This window comes from Bradyrhizobium sp. LB13.1, assembly GCF_054056815.1.
In genome coordinates this window covers 7,262,700-7,282,784 of record NZ_JBSRYQ010000001.1, presented here as the reverse complement: position 1 = coordinate 7,282,784, position 20,085 = coordinate 7,262,700, and the positions used below count along the sequence as shown (strand labels likewise).

The window sequence follows — 20,085 nt, the reverse complement described above, 5'->3', positions numbered from 1 at the left end:
GTCTCCGTTGCTATTCCGCGGCATGGCGCGGCTGCATTTTCCAGGCGCCGGCAGCCTGCCGCTTGAGCCCGAGATTTTCCCGCAGCGTCTTGCCGCGATACTCCTTCTGGAATAAGCCGCGCCGCTGCAATTCCGGTACGATATGTTGCACGAAGTCGGCATAGGACCCGGGCACATAGGTGGCGGCGATGACAAACCCGTCGCAGCCGCGCTCGACGAACATCTCTTCGAGCTTGTCCGCGATCTCCTTGGGACCGCCGACCATCGCATCCTGGACCTGACCGCGGCCGGAAAAGGTGACGAAGTCGCGCGCGCTCGGATTGCTCTTTCCAGAGTTCTTGAGCACGCCGTCGCGGATGCCCAGAATGCCCTGCATGCTTTTCAGCTCTTCCGTCGTCAGCGGATCGTCGAAATCCTTGGAGGCGAAATCGTAGTTGAGCGCTTCGGCCAGCAGCGACAGCGCGTCGATCTGCAGCGGCAGCTTGTTGATCAGCGCCATCTTGTCTTCGGCCTCGGCTTTGGTCGCGGCGCAGACCGGCGTCGTCAGGTTGCAGAGGAACATCGCTTCCGGATCGCGGCCGGCTTTCGCGGCCTCGTTACGCGCACCGCCGCATAGCCTTCCTTGGCAGCGGTGAGGTTGCGCGCGGCGGTGAAGATCACCTCACCCCATCGTCCTGCAAAGCGCTGGCCGCGGCCGGACGCGCCGGCCTGGATGATCACGGGATGGCCCTGGTCCGAACGTGGCACGGTGAACGGACCGCGGGACTTGAACGCCGGTCCCCTGTGATCGAGCCGCTTTACTTTGGCCGGATCGGCAAAGCGGCCGCTCTTTTTGTCCATGATGAGCGCGCCGTCTTCCCAGGTATCCCAATGGCCGAGCACCACCTCCATGAACTCGTCGGCCTTGTCGTACCGCGAATCATGTTCGGGATGAGAGGCGCGCCCCATATTGTGTGCCTCGCCGTCGTTGAGCGAGGTGACGACGTTCCAGCCGGCGCGTCCACCGGACATCAGGTCGAGCGTTGCGAAGCGGCGGGCGATGTCGAAAGGTTCGAAATAAGTCGTCGAGCCGGTCGCCCCCAAGCCGAGCTTCTCTGTAACCAAACCCATCGTGGTCAGCACGATCAGCGGGTCCATCTTCACGCAGCGGATGCCGTATTCGACGGTGTGGGCGTGATCGTTGCCGTAGCGGTCCGGCATCGCCAGGCGATCGTCGAAGAACGCCATGTGGAACTTGCCGGCTTCGAGGACCCTGGCGATCTCTTGATAATAGTCCGCCGACATCGAATCGTCGCGCGAGTCCGGATGTCGCCACGAGCTCGGCAGATTCGTGCAGTTTTGCGCCTGGAGGAAGCCGACCAGTACCATCTGCCGCGTCATGCTGCTGTTCTCCAAAATACCGTCAGGCCAGATCGAGGACCGTATCGAGTCTGTATTCGCGCGCCAGCGCCCGCAGTTTTTCCCAGGTCGCATCCTCGATCTCGATGCCGTCGCGCAGGCGCTGCTGCTCGCGCACGCCTTCGATCTCACCGGGATAGTAGACGCCCTTGCTGCCCTCGAACGGCGGAGTCGATTTCAGGTATCGCGCGAAATCCGCGACCTCACGTTTGAACGCCTTCAGCGGGCGGAACGCTGCGACGTTGAACACCGCCATGAAGCAGCCGTCATTGTGCCGTCCCGTCGGCTCGACGCCGAAGCCGAGGCCGGTGAGCAGGCCACAAAGGACCTCGACCATGGCGGCGAGGCCGCTGCCCTTGTAGCCCTCGGTGCCGCCGAGCGGCAGCAGGGCGCCGCCCTTGCGGTATTGGGTCGGATCGGTGGTGTGTCGTCCTTCGGCATCGATGATCCATCCCGTCGGAATCTCCTCGCCGCGGGCGACCGCGAGCTGGATCTTGCCGGCCGCGACCGCAGAGGTCGCCATGTCCAGGTAGAAGGGCGCATCGAGATCGGACGGCACCGCGATCGAGATCGGATTGGTGCCAAGCCGTGCCTCCTTGCCGCCGAACGGCGCCACGTGTTTCGGCGAGCGGCCGGAATCTGCCGTTGCGATCCCGATCATGCCTTCGCGCATCGCCATCAGCGGATAGGCGGCGAGGCGGCCCGACATGGCTTTGCCGGAACACGGTGCAAGCGGCGACATTCGCCGTCTTCGCCTTCTCGATCGTCAGGGCCATCGCCTTGGCGTTGACGTGGAAGCCGAAACCCCAATGGCCGTCGATCACGGTCGTCGTCGGCGATTCCCGGACGATGCTCCATTTGGCGCCGGGCACGATGTGGCCAGCCTTGATACGGTCGATGTAGGTGGGAACAGCGATCACGCCGTGGGAATCATGGCCGGCGAGATTGGCGTTGACGCAGCCGATCGCGACCGCGTCAGCCTCTTCCTCGGAAGCTCCGGCGGCACGAAGCAGCGCGGCGCTGACGCGCGTGAGGCGGTCGGCCTTGACGATGGGCATCGCGTTTCCTCGGTCATCGCCCTTGGTGGGCGGTTGCTGAGAGCCATCGTCTCAAAGCGCGCGAGCGATATCAATCTCCCGTAAACCAATACAGGGCTGCAAATTCGTAGAGAGCACGCGCCTTTGGTTGAAGATTCGTCCCGTGCGGCGGCATTTTCGACAGTTTTCCGCCGGTTGTTCGCAGCTCGTTCACTTTGATCGAGGGTTTGCTGCGCGCAATAACGACCACTTAGGCGATCGCCGGTCATAACGTCACCCGGGAAAAAAAGGCAGAAATGCCCGGGGAGTTGAGATCGTGACGACGACACTCGCGCGCACCTTTGCGGCGTTGAGCGCCATAAATGAAGCGATCCTCTACGCGAAATCGCCGGACGAGCTGTACCAGAAGGTCTGCGACGCCGGGTTTTCGAGCGGGGACTTCATGGCGGTCGCCGTGTTCCTCGTGGATTCGGACGGCCGTCTGCTGCGCTTTGCCGCCGGTCGCGGCGACGACGTCGCGCGGTTGAGCGCAATCGAGATCACCACGGAAGCCGGAAGTGCCGAGGGATCGGGCGTCAGCGGGGAGGCCTTCCGCAGCCGGAAGCTCTGCATCAGCAACGATTTTCTGAACGACCCGCGCTCGCTCGCGTGGCGCGAGGGCGCGTTTTAACGCGCATGTCGGCGCCGCGGCGGCGTTGCCGCTTCTGTGCAGCGGCAAGAGCGTCGGCGTGCTGCTCGTGACCCGCAGTGAGGCCGGTTCGCTAAGCGATCAGATGGTATCGCTGTTCGAGCGCATGTCGGCCAACATTTCCTATGCTCTGGACAATTTCGCGCGCGAGACTGCACGGCAGACCGGCGTGCGGGCGATGCGCCGGCTCAACCGCATGTACGGCGCGATCAGCGCAACCAACGAGGCCATCCTGCGCGCCAAGAGCGAGCAGGAGCTGTATCAGCTCGTGTGCGACGCCTCCGTGCACAGCGGCGAATCGCTGGCGACTATCGTGTTGCTTCGCGAGCCGGATTCTCACTGGATGAAGCCGGTCGCCTCCACTGGGCAGAACCTCGAGCTGGTCACCCAGGCACGCTATTCGATCGCTCCGGAAAATCCCTACGGCAAGGGCATATCCGGCGAGGTGTTCCGGACGCAAAAGCCGATCGTCGAGGACGATCTCGCTCGCCGCACCAGGGGCACTCGTGGGAGCGCGCCAACGTCAACACCGGCGTTGCTGCCTGCGTGGTCGCGCCGCTGATCAGGCACGGTGAAAGTGTCGGCGTGCTCTTGTTCTTCATCAGCCGATCCTCGGCCAAGGACGACGAGATCGTCGCGCTCCTCTTGCGGATGGCTGAGAACGTCTCGTTCGCGCTCGAGAATTTCGGGCGCGAGGCTGAAAAAGCCAAGATCGCCAGAGAAGAAGAGCGCCTGGCACGCATGTATGCGGCGCTCAGCGCCACCAACGAGGCGATCTTGCGCGCGCGGTCGCGCTCCGAGCTGTTCGACCTTGTCTGCGAGGCGACGGCGAAGGGAGCCAAGTTCACTTCGGTCACCATTGCGCTCGCCGATCGTCACGCCGAACTGCTGCGTGTCGTCTCCTGCTACGGACCGAACGCGGATCAGGTTCGCAACTTCAAATTCTCGACCTGCGACGATGTGCCCGAAGGCCGCGGGCTGACCGGCACCTCATTCCGCACGCGCCAGCCCGCCGTCAGCAACGACGTGCTCGCCGACGACCGCATTGCGCCGTGGCAGGCCAGCGCCCGCCGCAACGGGATCGCGTCCTCCGCGGCGTTGCCGCTCTTCAACGGCGACCAGGTCGAAGGCGTGTTCCTGTTCAACTCTCCCGAGCGCGACACCTTCACGGGCGAATTCATCGAGCTGCTGCGCAAGCTCCAGGCCAATGTCGCCTTCGCGCTGGAGAATTTCGACCGGGCCGACGAGAAGGCCAAGGCCGATATGCAGCGCAACCGTCTGCGCGGCATGCTCGAGGCGCTGACCGCGACCAACGAAGCGATCATGCGGGTGAAGACCCGCGCCGAACTGTTCGAGGTGGTCTGCGAGGCGGCGGTGCTCGGCGGCACCTTCTCCTCCGCGACCATCGCACTCGTGGACGACACCGGGCACTACCTCGACATTGCCATGACCAAGGGCGAGAGCTGCTATCAGGTCAAGCAATGGCGGTTCTCGACGTCGGCTGGCGATCCGGAAGGCCGGGGGCTGGCCGGCACGACGTTTCGCACGCGCGCCCCTTGCGTCGCCAACGAGCTTCTTACCGACATCCGCACGGCCCATTGGCATCAGATCGCTCGCATCCAGGGCACGATCGGGCGCCTGCTTCCCGTTGCTCAGCAATGGCTGTACGGCGATCGGCGTGCTGCTGTTCCTCTCGCCGGACGAAGGCACGTTCACGCCGGATCTCATCCAGCTGCTGGGACGGCTTGCCGAGAACGTGTCGTTTGCGCTCGACAATTTCGAGCGCGCCGAGGAAAAGGCCCGCACCGAGGCGCAGAAGGAGCGCCTGACGCGCATGTTCGCGGCGCTGAGCGCGACTAACGAAGCGATCATGCGGGCGAAGTCGCGGGCCGAGCTGTTCGACCTCGTTTGCCTGGCAGCGTCGAACGGCGCCAAGTTCACCTCGACCACGATTGCGCTGGCCAGGGCAGGCAGCGACCAGCTCGAGATCGTGTCGGCGGCCGGGCCGTCCGCCGACACCACGCGCAACGTCCGTCTCTCCGTCGACCCCGAGCGACCCGAGGGGCGCGGAATGAGCGGCACGGCGTTCCGCACCCGCCAGCCCTGCATCAGCAACGACTATCTGAACGACGACCGCGTCCGCGTCTTCCACGCTATCGTCCGCAACGATGGCGCGCGGTCTGGCGCGGCGTTTCCGCTCGTCGTGCACGATCAGGCCGTCGGTGTCATGATCTACATGTCGACCGAACCGGGTACCTTCACGGTCGAGTTCGTCGAGCTGTTGCAGCGCCTCGCCGACAACGTTTCCTTCGCGATGGAGAATTTCGATCGCGCGGACGAGAAGGACGAGGCGGACGAGCGGATCGAGTACCTCGCCTCTCACGACAGCCTGACCGACCTGCCGAACCGCGAGACGTTCAACGGGCTGCTGCGGGAGGCAATCGACGCGGCGCAGCGCCACGATCACCGCTTCGCGGTGCTTTTCATCGACCTCGACCGCTTCAAGGTCATCAACGATTCACTGGGACACGAGGCCGGCGACCTGCTCCTGCTCGAAGTGGCGAACCGGCTGCGCGGTGCGCTGCGGGCAAGCGACGTCGTGGCGCGGCTCGGCGGCGACGAGTTCGTGGTGATTCTCGACCAGTGCGGTGAGATCGACGACGTCCAGCGCATCGCGGCCGGGCTGCTGAAGGCGCTCGCCGAGCCCATGGAGTTGGCCGGGCACGAGTGCCACACCACGGCCTCGATCGGCATCGCGATGTATCCGGCCAATGGCGCCGACGTGCAGACGCTGACCAAGAACGCCGATATGGCGATGTATCTCGCCAAGGAAGACGGCAAGAACGGCTACCGCTTCTTCTCCAAGGAAGTGAAGACCCAGTCGATAGAACGGCTGTCGCTGGAAAGCGCGTTGCGCCGCGCGCTGGAGCGCGAACAGTTTTCGCTGAACTACCAGCCCAAGGTGGACATGGAGACCCGGCCAGATCACCGGCGTGGAAGCGCTGCTGCGCTGGACACATCCTGATCTCGGCAGCATCTCGCCGGCGCAGTTCATTCCGCTTGCGGAAGAGACCGGGCTGATCGTGCCGATCGGCCGCTGGGTGGTAAGGGAGGCCTGCGCGCAGGCCATGGCTTGGCAGCGCCGCGGGTTGTTGCCGGTGTCTATGGCAGTCAACCTGTCGCCGCGTCAGTTTGTCGACGAACATCTGTTGCAGGACGTCGACGAGGCGCTGGCCGCCAGCGGCATGTCGCCGGTGCTGCTCCAGTTGGAAGTCACCGAGAGCATGATGATGCGTAATGTCGGGCGCGCGCTGAAGGTGCTCGACGCCATCCAGAGTCGCGGCATTCGCCTCGCCATCGACGATTTCGGCACCGGCTATTCGTCGATGTCGCTGATGAAGCATTTTCCGATCGACACCATCAAGATCGACCGCTCCTTCGTGCGGGACCTGCCGCAGGATTCGGAAGACCAGGCGATCGCACAGGCGATCATCAGCATGGGCAAGGCGCTCGGCATGACCGTCGTCGCGGAAGGCGTCGAGAACGTCGAACAGGAAGCTTTCTTGCGCGCCCATGGCTGCGACGAAATGCAGGGCTTCCTGATCGCCAAGCCGTTGCCGGCGCGCCAGATGGCGGAGTTGCTGCGACCGATTGAGCTGGCTGTCGCACCGCCGCTCCAGCCGGAGCCGGACCAGGCCGCCACCGAAGCCGCTGCGCTACGGTTGAAACGAGCTGTCGTCTAACGGCTGCGGGTGCAGCTCGCGGACGTCGTCTTCCTTGATTTCCGCCTTGCGCGGAAAATCATCCGGCCAGGTCAGCGAGGTCTGTTTGGCGAACAGGGCGAGCAGGGCATGGGCGCCTTCGGCAAAGCTCGAGTTGTGGCTCAGACCGAGTTCAGAACACCACGCGTGTGGCATCGGCTCGTGCGCGTCGAACAACGCCATTGCCGGACCCCACCACCAGGCCGGCGCCGGCGATCGTTCGTCCTCCGGCACGGCATGCCAGAGGACGAGTTCATCCATCACGCGCTCGAATTGCAGGCTTGCGGCCTGATGCATTCGTTCCGTGCTCCCTCGGGTCGCGCCTGAAAGCAGGCCGACGGACAGTCCGTCGCTCGGCCATCTCGACGTTTCTCAGCGATTGAAGGGCCGTTTGCGGCTGAAGAGAAGATAGATCGCGCGGGGATTGGTGGTCAAATAGCGCCAGAACAGGCGTCGCGGCTCCAGCAAGGTGCGCCAGACCCATTCGAGTCCGATCTTCTGCATCCATTGCGGGGCGCGCGACCGGCTGCCCGACAAGAAGTTGAACAAGCCGCCGGATGTCTTGATGACGCCGACATTGGTGAGATGCGGGGTGAATTCCTCAACGAATGCCTGCTCGTTGGGTACGCCGAACGCGACCCACAGATAGTCCGGCGCGAGCGCGTTGATCTCCTCGACCTTCGCGCGCAGCGCCTCGCCCCGGAGATAGCCGTGGCTGTGTCCGACGATCTTGAGGTCCGGATACAGGCGACGAACATTCTCGACCGCTGCGGCGTTCTCGGCCTCGCTGGCACCGAACATGTAGAAGGTGCGGCCCAGCGCTTCCGCCTTGCGCGCGACGACGTGGAACAGGTCGGTGGTCGCGACGCGCTCGGGCAGCGGAAACCAGGATTGCAGTTTTGAGGCCGCCACCAGCGGCTGGCCGTCGGCGTTGATCAGGTCGGCGGCACGGAACAGGCGCTCGGTCTGCGGCTCTGTCGAACACCGCGCCAGCACCTCGCCATTGGCCGAAGTCAGGAACAGCGGGCGGCCGATGCGATGACGCGGATCGGTTGCCTCGATCATGAAATCGGCGGTCGCTTCCAGGTCGAGTGCGGCCATGCGAAGGCCGCCGACCGTGATCCGCGGCACGTCGGCGGTTGCGGCCCGGCCCTCCAGATTGATGCGACGCTCAAGCATATTGTCTGCCTTGCTGGCGCGCTTGGGTTGCAGGGGTGAGCTCGTCGAGCACGACGCCGACGAGCTTGCGCTCCGCGCGGCCGAGCGTGTTCAAGATCTCTTCGAGGCCATCGTTGATGTCGAGGCTGGTCGGCAGCACCGCCACCAGCGCGTCGGCATCATCGAGCAGTTTGCGGCTGGCGGCCGTGAGTGGCGCCGCGGGGCCGTCGAGGATCACGAGGTCATAGCCGCCGGCGGAGCGCGCCTGCTCGATGGCCTTGCGGATGGCGTCAGTGGCCTTGCCGGCGTCGCTTTCGGCGGCCGGCAATACCGAGATGCCGTTGAGTGTCTTGATCTCGCGGGCGGCCTTGCTGCCGATCGAAAGCCAGCCGAGCTTGCTCGGCTCGCTCTTGCCGGCACGGTTGACCTTGTTCGAGAGCGAGTGTGCCTGATGGTCGGCATCGATCATCAGCACGCGAGCGCCGTCGCGCGCCGCCGCGAGCGCGAAGTTCAGCGCGGTTACGCTGCGCCCGGTGGTCTCACTGGCACCGACGAGCGCGATGACCGGCATCGCCTTGCCGTCCGTACGGCGTGCTACCGCGGCGCGCATGTCGCGCCAGGCGTTGAGCAGCGTCGTAAGCGGAAAACCCGGGCGCAGCGTCGGCCAGCCCAGACGGGTGAGGTCGACGCCGCTGCCGGTGGCGAGAATGGCGCCGAGCGTGTGGATGACGTCGGCCTCCTGGAGGCGGGCGATCAGCGGCTTTTCGATCAAGGGCTTTTCAGCCATCGATGGTTGCAGCGGTGGTGCGGCAAGCTCCGGGAGAGCCTGCGCGACTTCCGGGGTCCGCGAAACCTGCTGAGGTCGTGCAGTCTCCTGAGCCCGCAAAGGCTCTGGAACTCGGGGAGCTTGCGGCACCGGAGCACGATGGGGACGGGCCGGCGCGGGTGCCGGCACGGACGCACCGGCGAGCAACAGTTCGGCCGCGACGAACCAGCTCGATGCAGCGATCGCGCCGAAGACGAAGCCGATCATGGCGAACAGGCTCATCGCCGGTGGGAACGAGCGCCGCTGCGGCACCGTCGCTTCGCCGATGACGCGGGCCGCCGAAGTGTTCAGCGTCTCCTGCTCCTCGGTCTCGCGCGAGCGCTTGAGGAAGGATTGATAGACGTCGCGGCTGGCATCGACTTCGCGCTCGAGCTCGCGCAAACGCACGGCGGCCTGGCTGAGCTGGACGCTCTGCCGCTTCTGCGCCTCCAGCGCCCGGCTGAGCGAGGCTTCAAAGTCGCGGGCGCGCGTCAAATCGTTCTTGGCGGACTGGGCGAAGCGGTCGATCTCTTCGTTGATGGTGCGCTTGAGATCCTCGACCTGCTTCTCGGTCTGGCGCAGCGCCGGATGACGGGGGCCGAGCTCGCCGGTCTGCTCCGCATATTTCTTGCGCGCGTCGGCGTATTGTGCGCGCAGGTTCGCGATGGTCGGCGATTGCAGCGCCTCGGAATTCGCCCCCGCATCCGCTGTCGTGCGCCGGCTCGCCTCGATCTGGTCGAGACGCGCCTGCGCATCCATCGTCGCTGCGCGGGCGGCGGAAAGCCGCTGGTTGCTGGCGGAGAGCTGCTGGTCGCTGATCAGGGCGTCCTGGGTGCCGACGAAATTGTTCTGGGCCTTGTAAGTCGCAAGCCCGGTCTCGGCGTTGCGCAGCCGCTCGCGCAACTCCTTCAGGCGGCCGGAGAGATCGTTGGTGGCGCGCCGCGCTGCCGAAGCCTGCGAGTTGCGGGATTCCGTCAGGTAGGTGCTGGTCAGCGCGTTGGCGAGCATCGCTGCTTTCGCCGGATCGATCGACCAGACCTCGATGTCGACGATGAAACTCTTCTCGGTCTTGCGGATCGTGATGTGCCGGTTCAGCGCCTCGAGGGCCGCTAGCTGCACTTCCTTCTTCTCCGCGGTCGAGGGCGCGCCGGGCTGAAGGCCGATCAGGCCGAGCAGCGACGAGATCAGGCTCTTGCCGTCACCGCCGCCGCCGAATTCGGGGTCCTTGTCCAGATCGGTCTGCTGGATGACTTTCAGCAGCACGCTGTTGGAGGTGATCAGGCGCGCCTGGCTCTCGATCACCATCGCCATGCCGGAGACGTCCTGCGCGCGGGGCGTGAGCTCACGATCGACGAGCTGGAGCTCGCGCGGGTCGACATAGAGCTGGGCGGTGGCGGTGTAGCGGGGCGTCAGGCTCTTGCCCACGGTGACGGCAAGGGTCGCGCCGAGCAGGGCTGCAGCAGCAATCGCGATCTTCCGCCGCCAGAGTAAATTGACAAGCTCCAGCACGTTGAAGCCGGCCTGAGGCCGCTGTTGCGGGACCTCTGGTCTGGCCGGGTCTATCGGCTGGTTATAGTCAAGCATGATCCCCAGCTTTCATTCCAACTGTCGCGTGCTGAGGGGTTACTCTTCGCTCTACGCAACGCACCTGAGATATAGGTGCCCAATCAACGCAACAGGAAAAATTAACCATACTCATTGAGGGACTATTCACCGAAATGGCAAACAAAGCGTTTAAACGCATGCCACTCTTCGACGAGTCGCTGCTACGCGTGCGACGGCGGGGTCCTTCAGAGATTAACGGTTCGTTACCGCGTGCGGCGTGGCCACGAGGCTTCGCTCGTCGTGCGATCGGCCGCGCGCTCACCATGGCCGTCAATTTTTCCGCAGGATGACGTGATAGTCGCCGCGGCGGACGTCGGTCCCGCGCGGAAGCACGGCGTTCAGCACGGCGGCGCCGGCGTCCACCAGGGTTGCGAACAGCGGCTTGCTCCGGCGCATCTCGGGATAGCGCGGGCTCTCGACCTCACGGCGGTAGACCATCTCAAGGCCATTGGCGACCGCGAACGCTTCGAGCCTCGGCAGCGTCACCAGGGGATGGAAGAAAGTCGGGAACGGCGGCTCGCCCGGCAGGCCGGCATCCTTGATGCCGCGGATGTGCCGGTAGAACCAGACGTGGAACCAGTGCGGCGAGTATTTGGTGACGACGCCGGACAGCGAGCGCGGATTGGGCGCGCCGATCAGGATCATCCCACCGCGCTTGAGCGCATCGCGGAAATTAAGGAGCGCGGCATCGACATGGGGCAGATGCTCGATCACGTTGTAGCAGATCACCAGATCGAAGGTTTCGCGCCCGAAGCGGTAGGTCTGGACGTCGCCGAGGATCGCTTCGTCCGCGTAGCTGTTGTTGCGGACCTGGTCCTCGTCAATGTCGACGACGGTGACTTTGCTGCGGCTCAGCAATTCCGGTGGCAGAACGCTGCACGAGCCGCCGCCGGCTTCGTAGGTGGCGAGCTGGCCCTGCGGCAATATGCGGCGCAGTACATCGTGGACGGCGAGCAGGCTGTCGCGCGCTTCTCCGGGGACGAGATCGTGCAGCGCCTGAGGGGGTGCAATGGCCGCGGGAATTTGGACCGCCGTGGCTGTCGCGAAATCGATCGTGGCTGGCTTGTTCATATTTTCTGACCGCGCTTGTTCGACTTAAATTTACAGGAAAAATCTCGCATGCCCGAAGAGCAAATCTGATGCCGCGCAGCTTCACCGGTCTTGGTGCTTACGGTCGAGTTAACGCGCACGGGCGTTAACTACGGCATCATCCATGTCGGGCCGCCGCCCGCGCGATGGACCGCGAATTGCACTATCACGTGCGCAAGGTTCTGCAGCAGAAACACGCGATGGCGGTTAAGCGAATGGTATTGCACCGTGACGGCCGGAGATTTGCGCCGTCGCGAGCCCCACGCCAGCCGTTCATTCTGGGGCGGATCTGTGCCGCGGCGCTGTGCCGTTGCGAAACGGCGCCGATCCGCGGGATCGAAGCAGGGCTTTTTCAATCTATATCGGACATCTAGAACGTCATGACATTGATCCCGACAGACTTGTCCGCCGCGCGTATCCCGGATGCCGTGCGCGATCCCAACCGGGAGATCGCGGCGAGCTCCCGAATTATCGACCTGTCGGTCGGCATCGTCGTCTGCATCCCCTGCTTCCGCCGTCCGCAGCATCTGCGGCTGACGCTGGACTCGCTCGTCAGCCAGCGTACCCCGCGCTCCTTCGCCGTCGTCATGGTCGAGAACGACGCGGTACGGCGCGAAAGCGCACCGGTGGCCGCGGAGTATCTCGCCGGCGGAAGGCTCCAGGGCGTCTGCCTGGTCGAAAAACGGCAAGGCAACGTCCAGGCGATCAACGCCGCGTTCGAGACGGCGCAGGCGCTGTTTCCCGCCGCGACCCGCTTCCTGATGATCGACGACGACGAGATCGCTTCGCCCGACTGGCTCGAGCTGATGGTTCGCACCGCGGATGCGACCGGCGCCGATGTTGTCGGCGGGCCGGTGCTGCCGGTCTTCGAAGACGACAGCAAGCCCTGGCTTTCGCGCCATCCCGCCTTCTGCCCCGCCTATGATTACAGCGGCGCGGTGCCGCTGATCTATGGCTGCGGCAATTGCCTGATCACGCGCGCGGCGTTCGAGCGGTTCGACCGTCCCGCCTTCGACCTGCGCTTCAACTTCCTCGGCGGCGGCGATTGCGATTTCTTCGTGCGATGCCGCGATGCCGGCATGACGTTCCACTGGACTGCGGAGGCAGTCATCACCGAGACGGTGCCGCAAAACCGCACCAGCCTCGGCTGGATCGCCAAGCGTGGTCTGCGTATCGGTGCAATCAATTATCGTGTGCAGTCGAACGCCGCGCAGGGCGCGGGAGCGCGGGCGCGGGTGTTTGCGCAGATGCTCGGGAGGTTGCCGCTGTCGCTGGTCCGATCCGCTCGCCTGCTCGTGACATCAAAGCCCGTCGTCGCGATGCATCCCGCGCTGGTCGCGCTCGGCTCCATGCTTGCAGCGTTCGGCATCGAGCCGAAGCCCTATGAAGCCTCGAAGATCGTATCCTGACGCCGGAGCGAGGGATTAGATGCCGAAGCAGGCGAGGGCGACCCTGACCGCGGCGCGTGGCAGCGATTTGAGCGAGCGGCGGCCGACCATCCCGAGATAGGCGAAGGCCTGGCGATATCTGCCGAAGCGGACCGCTTGCATCGCCGAATATGTGACGAGATGAACCTCGGCGGCCTGGCGCAGCCCGGCTGCCATGCTCGCGGGCAGTCGCGCCATGATCAGCCCGTCGTCGAACACCCGCGCGATGGCCGGGAAGAAATCCTGCGGCGTCCGCGCCGCCGCATTCATGGTGTTGGCCGTGTGCAGGCGGTAGTCGAGCAGAAGGTTTGGCGCAAACTCGAATTCACCGATCGCGGCAAGACGGCACCAGCAGTGCCAGTCCTCGCAATATCTGAGTGAGACGTCGAAGCCGCCGATGGCGCGAAACGCCTCCGCACGCGCGAGCGCGATGCCGCCATTGACGATGAAGTTGCCGGCCGCGAGCCGCGCCAGCACATCACCGGACGGTTTGCGGCGTCCTTTCAGCAGATCCCGTCGACCGATCTGCCGTCCGTCGCTGTCGATCGTGTTGTAGTCACCGTAAACGAGAACCGCGCGCGGAGCACCACGCGCGGCCGCCAGCAGCGCGGCGACCGCGCCGGGCCGCAGGCGATCGTCGGCATCGAGGAAGAGCAGCCATTGGCCGCTCGCATGCCGCGCGCCGAGATTGCGCGCCGCCGATACGCCGGCGGCGTCGTTGGTCAACAGGCGCAGCCGCGGGTCACGGATGGCACGGACGATGGCCGTGGTGTCGTCGGTCGAACCGTCGTCCACGACGATCACTTCGGTGATTTCGGCTTGCGCCAGTGCGCTGGCGAGGGTTTCGCCGACATAGGCCGCGACGTTCTTGGCCGGAATGACGACGGACACCGATGTAGTGGAGCTGATTTGCAGCGGCAAGCGCGCCGCCGGAGCGACGCGTGATGTGGCCGGTAGTTCGAGAATTTCTTCGGCGGTAATCAAGCTACGGCTCGCCTTTAAGGGTCTGTTAACCAGGGTGCGTCTGCGCATTGGCAATGCGATTGATCGCAACCTTGGGCGCCGCAAATGATACTCGCATTCCGGTGAAATCGTTGCCGCGAAGGCCGGCGCGGCGCTGGTTTTGTAGAATAGCGTTAAGCCGGCGGCATTAAGCCTGTGGCAAATTTGGAAGAGTGCGACAGCCGGTCCCATGCGAGAATGCGCACCGAACTTCCCGCGGATGGACCCAGTGCCCGCAAAGACATTCGACTACGATCCCGACGACATGGTTCTCAACCTCTTCTACGAGGACAAGGACGATCGCTGGTTTTCCGGCGACCGGCATCTGCGGCGCATGGCGCGCCGCATGCTGCTCGGCGAGCCGCGTATGAGCGGGCAGCTCCGCGTGTTCCTCAATCTCCGTGCGGGGCTCGATCGGCTCGGCATCCGCTATCGCGTCAACGATTATGGCTACATCGCGCGGCATCCGGGCGAACTCGCCTGCATCATCGGTCGCACCTTCCTGCTCGACAAGTTTGCGTGGAAGAATCCGATCCTGCTCGGCGTCGCCGCCCATAATCATCCGCTCGACGATCCCGACCTGTTCAAGCGCCTGCCGGTCAAGAAGGTCGTGGTGCCCGGCCCGTGGTACGCCGACATGTACCGGCCGCATTGGCCCGAGACGGAGGCCTGGCCGGTCGGTATCGACACGGACCTCTGGGCGCCGTCGCTGACGTCGCAAAAGACCGTCGACGTCCTGATCTACGACAAGGTCCACTGGGACCGCGAGCGCTATGCTCCGGAGCTGATCGAGCCGGTTCGCGCCCGGCTCACCAGAGAGGGCCGCTCGTTCACGGAACTGCGTTACGGCAGTTACAAGGAGGAGGACTATCAGGCCGCGCTCGCGCGCTCGCGTGCGATGATCTTCCTGTGCCAGAACGAGAGCCAGGGCATCGCTTATCAGCAGGCGTTGTCCTGCGGCGTGCCGGTGCTCGCCTGGGATCCCGGTGGCCCCTGGCGGGACGCCGATTATTATCCGCATCGTGTCCAGTTCGCGCCTGTGTCGTCGGTGCCGTATTGGGACGATCGTTGCGGCGCCAAGTTCGTCGACGCCGCGGGGTTCGAGGCGGGTTGGGACGATTTCTGGGCCGGGTGCGCCGCTGATACGTTCGATCCGCGCGGCTTCGTGCTCGACAATCTCACGTTGGAACAGCGCGCGCTGCAATATTACGAGATCGCGCGGAGCATCATGCGGCAGCAGGCTGTGCCGCAGAGCTCCGGTGTACTGGTTGACGGATGCTTAACAGGGATCGGCTAAGACTTGGAGCTTCCCCAGTCTCCCGAGCAGCCTTGAGCCATGGATCGCAGCGTCGCTGACATGACTGACGTCGAGGCCCGATCGTTCGGCTACGTCCTGCGCGACGGGCTTGCGGGGGTCAACGCCGTGCGGGCGGGGCGTTGCCTCGTCGCAGTCGCGGCGCTGCTCCTTGTGCTGGTAACGCTCGATCCGTTTCCGGATCTGCGCAGCGAGGATGTCATCACCGTCGTCGGCGGACGGATGGCGCTCACCTATGTCTCCTGGGGCCTGTTGGCTGCGGTCGCGGTGCTGTTCGTCGCCGCAACGGATGCGCCCGCGCTGAAGACCCTGGTGACACCGCTGCATCTCTGCCTGGTCGGCTGGCTGTTGATCAACATCGTCTTTTCCGAGAGCCGCGGCGTTTCGATTCAGCGCTTCGTGCTTGCGGCCAGCGTGATGTCGCTTGCCGTGCTGTTGCCGTTGCTGCCGCCGACGCAGCGCAGCTTCAACCTGTGTCTCGGTGGCGCCGCGCTCGTCCTGCTCGCACTCTGCTATCTCGGCGTCTTCCTCGCGCCGCAATATTCGATCCACACCGCACTCGACGTCACGGAGCCGCAGCTGGCCGGCGACTGGCGCGGCAGCTTTGGCCACAAGAACATCGCCTCGCCGGTGATGACCATCCTGGTTTATGTCGGCATTTACCTGTCCGCCGTCGGATCGTTCGTGATGGGCCCGGCGATCGCCGCGCTGGCCGGAATCTTCCTGATCTTCACCGGCGGCAAGACGTCCTCCGTGCTATGCCTTGCGATCTACGCGCTCGCGTCGCTGGTCTGCGTCACGCCAAGCTTGTGGCTGAAGCGGATCATCTGTTTCGTGCCGCTGATCGTGATGAATTTGCTGACGGTCGGCAGTGTTTTGAGCCCGACGCTCGGGGCGATGACGCGGCTGCTTCCGCTCGACCCCACCTTCACCGGCCGCTCCGCCATCTGGGAGTTCGCGCTCGCAGCCGTCGCCGAAAAGCCGATCACCGGCCACGGCTATGCGGCCTTCTGGGACGACGTCACCGCACGGCAGACCGCCCAGGGCGCCGAATGGGCGACGACCGCGGCGCACAGTCACAACAGCTATCTCGACCTCGCGGTCACCATCGGCCTGCCGGGTCTCGTGCTCGTGATCCTCGTCTTCGTGCTCGCGCCGCTCGGCAATTTCCAGTCGGCCCGGACACACAATCGTAGTCGCGCGCTGGCAAAGCTGTTCCTGACCGTGTGGCTGTTCGGCCTGTACTACGGAGCGACCGAGACCTTCCTGCTCGAACGGCAGAATCCGATCTGGTTCATGTTCGCTGTTGCTGCGGCCGGCCTGCACTTCCTGGCCAGGTTCCAATGTGTGACGCAAAAGGAACCTGAAACCTGACAGCTTGTCGCACCGGCGCGGCAGTGGCATTGGCTTAACGATAAGCAGTGACGTCGCTTGTGGTCTGCGACAAAACACAATCTATCTGGAAACATTCAGTAATCGTAAGCACCGCGGATGACGTTCCTCAGCGTCGAGCAACCAAATGGTCTTGTGTCCAGCACGTCGGGAATCGCGGTCGATTTCGTCCGTGACTGGCGGCACGCCGCATCGCGCCTGAACGCTGGTCATCGCACTGCGTTTCAGCATGGTTATTGGCTCGGCGCCTGGTACAAAGCGTTCCACGACCTCGCACCGCTGATTGCATTGATCTCCGATGCCGCGACCGGCAGGGACATTGCGGTGGTGCCGATGATCAGCCACCTCAGGCGCGGCATCCGCATCGTCGAATTCGCGGATTTCGGCGTCTCCGACAACAACGCGCCGATCCTGGCGCTCGATGCCGCGTTGGACGCGGCGGCAACGGATGCGATCGGCAAGGCGCTGATCGACGCATTGCGCGCATTGCCCGATCGATTCGATCTGCTGCGCCTGAAGAAGATGCCAGCCCATGTCGGCGGCAACCCGAATCCGCTGGCGTCGCTTGGCCGGATCGGGTCCTGCTCGCTCAACGGCAACCTCGTGCTGACCGGCGACGATTATGAAGACTACCAGGCTTCGATCAAGCGCATGCAGATGCCGCGCTGCTGGCGCGTCTTCAGCCGTCATGGCGGCGCGCGATTCGAGGTCGCCACCGATGTCGCGCGTGCGCGCGAGCTACTGGACGTGATGGATGTCCAGCAGCAGGCGCGCATGCAAAAGCTCGGCTCGCGCTTCGTCCTCAACGACGAAACCCATGCGCAGTTCTATCGCGAAATCGCCCGCCAGGGTGTCGCGGACGGTTACGCCGTCATCTCGGCGCTGGTGTGCGACGAGGCCATCGTCGCCACCACGCTTCGGCGTCAGGTTTGGTGCGACCTATTTTCTCCTGCGCATCAGCCACGCCAGCAATTCATGGTCGAGCTGCTCGCCGGGGCTGCTGGTAACCGAGCGCACCATGGCAGCGCTGCATGCAGAAGGCGTGCGCCGTTTCGACCTCAGCATCGGCAACCAGGACTACAAGCGCCGCTTCGGCGCCGAGCCGGTGCCGCTGACCGATGTCAGCGTCGCGCTGTCCTGGCGCGGCAAGCCCTTCGCGTTGCGCGATCATGCCGCGCAGGGCCTGCGCCGTCACCCCAGGCTCGCCGCCCTTGCAGCGCGGGCCATGGGCAAGGGGAGGCGCTGACGCCGCCCCCTCGCATCAGCCGTGAAGCCTAGCCATGTAGCTTCTTGGCGGTCTCCGCGATCTGGCGTCCCTGATAGCGTGCGCCGGCGAGTTCGTTGGCGCTGGGCTGGCGGCTGCCGTCGCCGCCGGTGATCGTGGTGGCGCCGTAGGGCGCGCCGCCGGTGACCTCGTCGAGCTTCATCTGGCCGGCGAAGCCGTAGTTCATGCCGACCACGACCATGCCGAAATGGAGGAGGTTGGTGATGATCGAGAACAGCGTCGTCTCCTGGCCGCCGTGCTGGGTCGCGCTCGACGTGAAGGCGCCCCCGACCTTGCCGTGCAACGCGCCCTTGGCCCAGAGCCCGCCGGCCTGGTCGAGGAAGTTCGCCATCTGCGAGGCCATGCGACCGAAGCGGGTGCCGGTGCCGACGATGATCGCGTCGTAATTGGCGAGGTCTTCGATTTTGGCGACGGGTGCAGCCTGGTCGACCTTGTAATAGGACGCTTTGGCGACCTCGGCCGGCACGAGTTCGGGCACGCGCTTGATGTCGACAGTGACGCCGGCTTCGCGCGCGCCTTCGGCAACGGCGTTGGCCATTGTTTCGATGTGGCCATAGGCGGAGTAATAGAGGACGAGAACTTTGGTCATGATGGTCTCCGTTGAAAGGTGATTTGAGGTGTTCCGTGTGAGTGGCGCTTACGCCGCGTCGACGAGCACGAGCTCGGTGTCTTCCAGAGCCGTGATCTTCAATCTGTCCTCGTCGCGGATCGCGGCGCCGTCGCGAGCATTGACGCGGACGCCGTTGACCTCGACTGAACCCGCCGCGGGCACAAGATAGAGGTGCCGCGACTTTTGCGGTTCGTATTCCGCGCTCTCGCCGGCTTTCAGCGTGGTGGCGAGCACCCGCGCATCGGCGCGGATCGGCAGCGCGTCCGTGTCACCCTCGAAGCCGCTCGCGATCGTGACGAGGTTGCCCGAGCGGTCTCCTTTCGGAAACGGCTTCGAGCCCCAGGTCGGTTGTCCGCCGCGCGCGGTCGGCTCGATCCAGATCTGGAAGATCCGTGTCTTGGTCGGCTCGAGATTGTACTCGGAGTGTCGGATGCCGCTGCCGGCGCTCATCACCTGCACGTCGCCCGCTTCAGTGCGGCCCTCGTTGCCGAGGCTGTCCTGATGGGTGATCGCGCCCTCGCGCACATAGGTGATGATTTCCATGTTGGCGTGGGGATGGGCGGGAAAGCCCGTGTTCGGCGCGATCTCGTCGTCGTTCCACACCCGCAAGGCGCCGTGACCCATGTTGTTGGGGTCGTAGTGACTCGCGAAGGAGAAATGGTGCTTGGCGTTGAGCCAGCCGTGATCGGCGCCGCCGAGCTTTGCGAAGGGTCTGAGTTCGATCATCTGCGTAGTTCCTTGTATTGGGATATTGGGGCGCCTAGGCGCCGAAACCGCCGTCGACGTTGAGGACGGTGCCGGTGACGAAGGAGGCTTCCGGGCTTGCGAGGAAGACGACGCCGGCCGCCACCTCCTCGGGGCGGCCGAAGCGCTGCAGCGCGTGCTGCTTGCGCTGGGTCTCGGCGAACTCGCCGCCGTCCTTCGGATTCATATCGGTGTCGATCGAGCCGGGCTGCACCACATTCACGGTGATGCCGCGCGGGCCGAGGTCGCGCGCCGCGCCCTTGGTGTAGCCGACGACGGCCGCCTTGGTGGCTACGTAGTCGGCAAGGCCCGGGAACGAGGCGCGGTCGGCAAGCATCGAACCAACAGTGACGATGCGGCCGCCTTCACCCATCAACTGCGAGGCGGCGCGGATCGCCGCGATCACGCCATGCACGTTGATCGCATCCTGGCGGGCCAGCGCCTCGGTGTCGGCATTCGCATCGTCGATCGCACCGCCGCTCGCAACGCCAGCATTGTTGACGAGAATGTCGAGATGGCCAAACTCCTTCGCCACGTCGTTGACGAGCTGCGTCACGTCCTTGGCCGAGGCCTGGTCCGCCCTGAAGGCGCGGGCCCTGACGCCCTTTGCCTTCAGTTCAGTGACGACCGCTTCGGCCTTTTCGGGTGACGCGACATAGCTGATGGCGACGTCCGCACCTTCATCGGCGAGTGCGCGAGCAGAGGCCGCGCCGATACCGCGCGAGCCACCGGTGACGAGCGCAATCTTGCCTGAGAGCTTCTTGGTCAT

The 20,085-nt window shown here is 64.7% G+C and carries 13 protein-coding genes and 4 pseudogenes; 6 read left to right on the top strand and 11 right to left on the bottom strand.

Annotation, left to right across the window (positions count from 1 at the left end; genetic code table 11):
* Window positions 1-10 precede the first annotated feature (10 nt).
* From ACVWYI_RS35330 to ACVWYI_RS35320, 3 genes and pseudogenes are all read right to left on the bottom strand, one after another.
* A pseudogene (locus ACVWYI_RS35330) lies at window positions 11-1,380 on the bottom strand (LLM class flavin-dependent oxidoreductase).
* 22 nt (window positions 1,381-1,402) lie between these two features.
* Window positions 1,403-2,107 carry an Ldh family oxidoreductase gene (locus tag ACVWYI_RS35325; protein ID WP_456664350.1) on the bottom strand — a complete coding sequence of 235 codons (705 nt, stop codon included), beginning with the start codon at window positions 2,105-2,107 and terminating at the stop codon, window positions 1,403-1,405.
* 58 nt (window positions 2,108-2,165) lie between these two features.
* A pseudogene (locus ACVWYI_RS35320) lies at window positions 2,166-2,456 on the bottom strand (Ldh family oxidoreductase); the annotation flags it as partial.
* A 295-nt stretch (window positions 2,457-2,751) separates the two neighbouring features.
* Here ACVWYI_RS35320 and ACVWYI_RS35315 point away from each other — a divergent pair.
* Window positions 2,752-6,866: pseudogene (locus tag ACVWYI_RS35315) on the top strand (bifunctional diguanylate cyclase/phosphodiesterase).
* Here the strand turns inward: ACVWYI_RS35315 and ACVWYI_RS35310 are convergent.
* The 4 genes from ACVWYI_RS35310 to ACVWYI_RS35295 all read right to left on the bottom strand — a co-directional run bounded on the left by ACVWYI_RS35310 (window position 6,840) and on the right by ACVWYI_RS35295 (window position 11,523).
* Window positions 6,840-7,181, bottom strand: a complete 342-nt coding sequence (locus ACVWYI_RS35310) for a hypothetical protein (protein WP_456664349.1) — start codon at window positions 7,179-7,181, stop codon at window positions 6,840-6,842. The pseudogene ACVWYI_RS35315 and the gene ACVWYI_RS35310 overlap by 27 nt on opposite strands.
* Window positions 7,182-7,256: 75 nt before the next feature.
* The gene (locus ACVWYI_RS35305; RefSeq protein ID WP_247339774.1) at window positions 7,257-8,063 is read right to left on the bottom strand and encodes a WecB/TagA/CpsF family glycosyltransferase; all 807 of its coding nucleotides are present in this window, start codon (window positions 8,061-8,063) and stop codon (window positions 7,257-7,259) included.
* Window positions 8,056-10,431: an exopolysaccharide transport family protein gene (locus ACVWYI_RS35300; RefSeq protein ID WP_456664348.1), complete on the bottom strand. Its 2,376-nt coding sequence runs from the start codon at window positions 10,429-10,431 to the stop codon at window positions 8,056-8,058. The genes ACVWYI_RS35305 and ACVWYI_RS35300 overlap by 8 nt, the downstream gene beginning before the upstream one ends.
* A 291-nt stretch (window positions 10,432-10,722) precedes the next feature.
* Window positions 10,723-11,523: a class I SAM-dependent methyltransferase gene (locus tag ACVWYI_RS35295; protein WP_247446226.1), complete on the bottom strand. Its 801-nt coding sequence runs from the start codon at window positions 11,521-11,523 to the stop codon at window positions 10,723-10,725.
* A gap of 398 nt (window positions 11,524-11,921) precedes the next feature.
* On the opposite strand from ACVWYI_RS35295, the gene ACVWYI_RS35290 reads away from it, so the two are divergent.
* A complete protein-coding gene (locus tag ACVWYI_RS35290; protein ID WP_456664347.1) occupies window positions 11,922-12,950 on the top strand; it encodes a glycosyltransferase family 2 protein in 1,029 nt (342 codons plus the stop codon).
* Between the two features lie 15 nt (window positions 12,951-12,965).
* Here ACVWYI_RS35290 and ACVWYI_RS35285 read toward each other — a convergent pair whose 3' ends face one another.
* Window positions 12,966-13,859, bottom strand: coding sequence for a glycosyltransferase (locus ACVWYI_RS35285; protein WP_456664346.1), 894 nt, complete (start codon window positions 13,857-13,859; stop codon window positions 12,966-12,968).
* On the opposite strand from ACVWYI_RS35285, the gene ACVWYI_RS35280 reads away from it, so the two are divergent.
* The 4 genes and pseudogenes from ACVWYI_RS35280 to ACVWYI_RS35265 all read left to right on the top strand — a co-directional run bounded on the left by ACVWYI_RS35280 (window position 13,846) and on the right by ACVWYI_RS35265 (window position 17,923).
* A complete protein-coding gene (locus tag ACVWYI_RS35280) occupies window positions 13,846-14,040 on the top strand; it encodes a hypothetical protein (RefSeq protein WP_456664345.1) in 195 nt (64 codons plus the stop codon). The two genes, ACVWYI_RS35285 and ACVWYI_RS35280, sit on opposite strands and share 14 nt — an antisense overlap.
* Window positions 14,041-14,199: 159 nt before the next feature.
* The gene (locus tag ACVWYI_RS35275; RefSeq protein ID WP_456664344.1) at window positions 14,200-15,267 is read left to right on the top strand and encodes a glycosyltransferase; all 1,068 of its coding nucleotides are present in this window, start codon (window positions 14,200-14,202) and stop codon (window positions 15,265-15,267) included.
* 39 nt (window positions 15,268-15,306) lie between these two features.
* A complete protein-coding gene (locus ACVWYI_RS35270) occupies window positions 15,307-16,659 on the top strand; it encodes an O-antigen ligase family protein (RefSeq protein ID WP_456664343.1) in 1,353 nt (450 codons plus the stop codon).
* Window positions 16,660-16,776: 117 nt separating this feature from the next.
* Window positions 16,777-17,923 (top strand): annotated as a pseudogene (locus ACVWYI_RS35265) (GNAT family N-acetyltransferase).
* 28 nt (window positions 17,924-17,951) lie between these two features.
* Here ACVWYI_RS35265 and wrbA read toward each other — a convergent pair.
* Genes wrbA through ACVWYI_RS35250 form a run of 3 tightly spaced genes read right to left on the bottom strand, consistent with a single transcriptional unit; the run spans window position 17,952 to window position 20,085 of the window.
* Window positions 17,952-18,551 (bottom strand): NAD(P)H:quinone oxidoreductase, encoded by a 600-nt coding sequence (gene wrbA, locus ACVWYI_RS35260; protein WP_247339793.1) that lies wholly within the window; start codon window positions 18,549-18,551, stop codon window positions 17,952-17,954.
* Window positions 18,552-18,599: 48 nt separating this feature from the next.
* Complete coding sequence (locus ACVWYI_RS35255; protein WP_456664342.1) at window positions 18,600-19,298, bottom strand: pirin family protein; 699 nt, start codon at window positions 19,296-19,298, stop codon at window positions 18,600-18,602.
* Between the two features lie 34 nt (window positions 19,299-19,332).
* The gene (locus ACVWYI_RS35250) at window positions 19,333-20,085 is read right to left on the bottom strand and encodes an SDR family NAD(P)-dependent oxidoreductase (RefSeq protein WP_247339799.1); all 753 of its coding nucleotides are present in this window, start codon (window positions 20,083-20,085) and stop codon (window positions 19,333-19,335) included.

Bases quoted from the DNA above. Each gene is read 5' to 3' on its own strand.
- ACVWYI_RS35325 (WP_456664350.1), bottom strand. From the start codon at position 2,107: ATGTCGGGCCGCCTCGCCGCCTATCCGCTGATGGCGATGCGCGAAGGC.
- ACVWYI_RS35310 (WP_456664349.1), bottom strand. From the start codon at position 7,181: ATGCATCAGGCCGCAAGCCTGCAATTCGAGCGCGTGATGGATGAACTC.
- ACVWYI_RS35305 (WP_247339774.1), bottom strand. From the start codon at position 8,063: ATGCTTGAGCGTCGCATCAATCTGGAGGGCCGGGCCGCAACCGCCGAC.
- ACVWYI_RS35300 (WP_456664348.1), bottom strand. From the start codon at position 10,431: ATGCTTGACTATAACCAGCCGATAGACCCGGCCAGACCAGAGGTCCCG.
- ACVWYI_RS35295 (WP_247446226.1), bottom strand. From the start codon at position 11,523: ATGAACAAGCCAGCCACGATCGATTTCGCGACAGCCACGGCGGTCCAA.
- ACVWYI_RS35290 (WP_456664347.1), top strand. From the start codon at position 11,922: ATGACATTGATCCCGACAGACTTGTCCGCCGCGCGTATCCCGGATGCC.
- ACVWYI_RS35280 (WP_456664345.1), top strand. From the start codon at position 13,846: ATGACGACGGACACCGATGTAGTGGAGCTGATTTGCAGCGGCAAGCGC.
- ACVWYI_RS35270 (WP_456664343.1), top strand. From the start codon at position 15,307: ATGGATCGCAGCGTCGCTGACATGACTGACGTCGAGGCCCGATCGTTC.
- wrbA (WP_247339793.1), bottom strand. From the start codon at position 18,551: ATGACCAAAGTTCTCGTCCTCTATTACTCCGCCTATGGCCACATCGAA.
- ACVWYI_RS35255 (WP_456664342.1), bottom strand. From the start codon at position 19,298: ATGATCGAACTCAGACCCTTCGCAAAGCTCGGCGGCGCCGATCACGGC.
- ACVWYI_RS35250 (WP_247339799.1), bottom strand. From the start codon at position 20,085: ATGACCAAGAAGCTCTCAGGCAAGATTGCGCTCGTCACCGGTGGCTCG.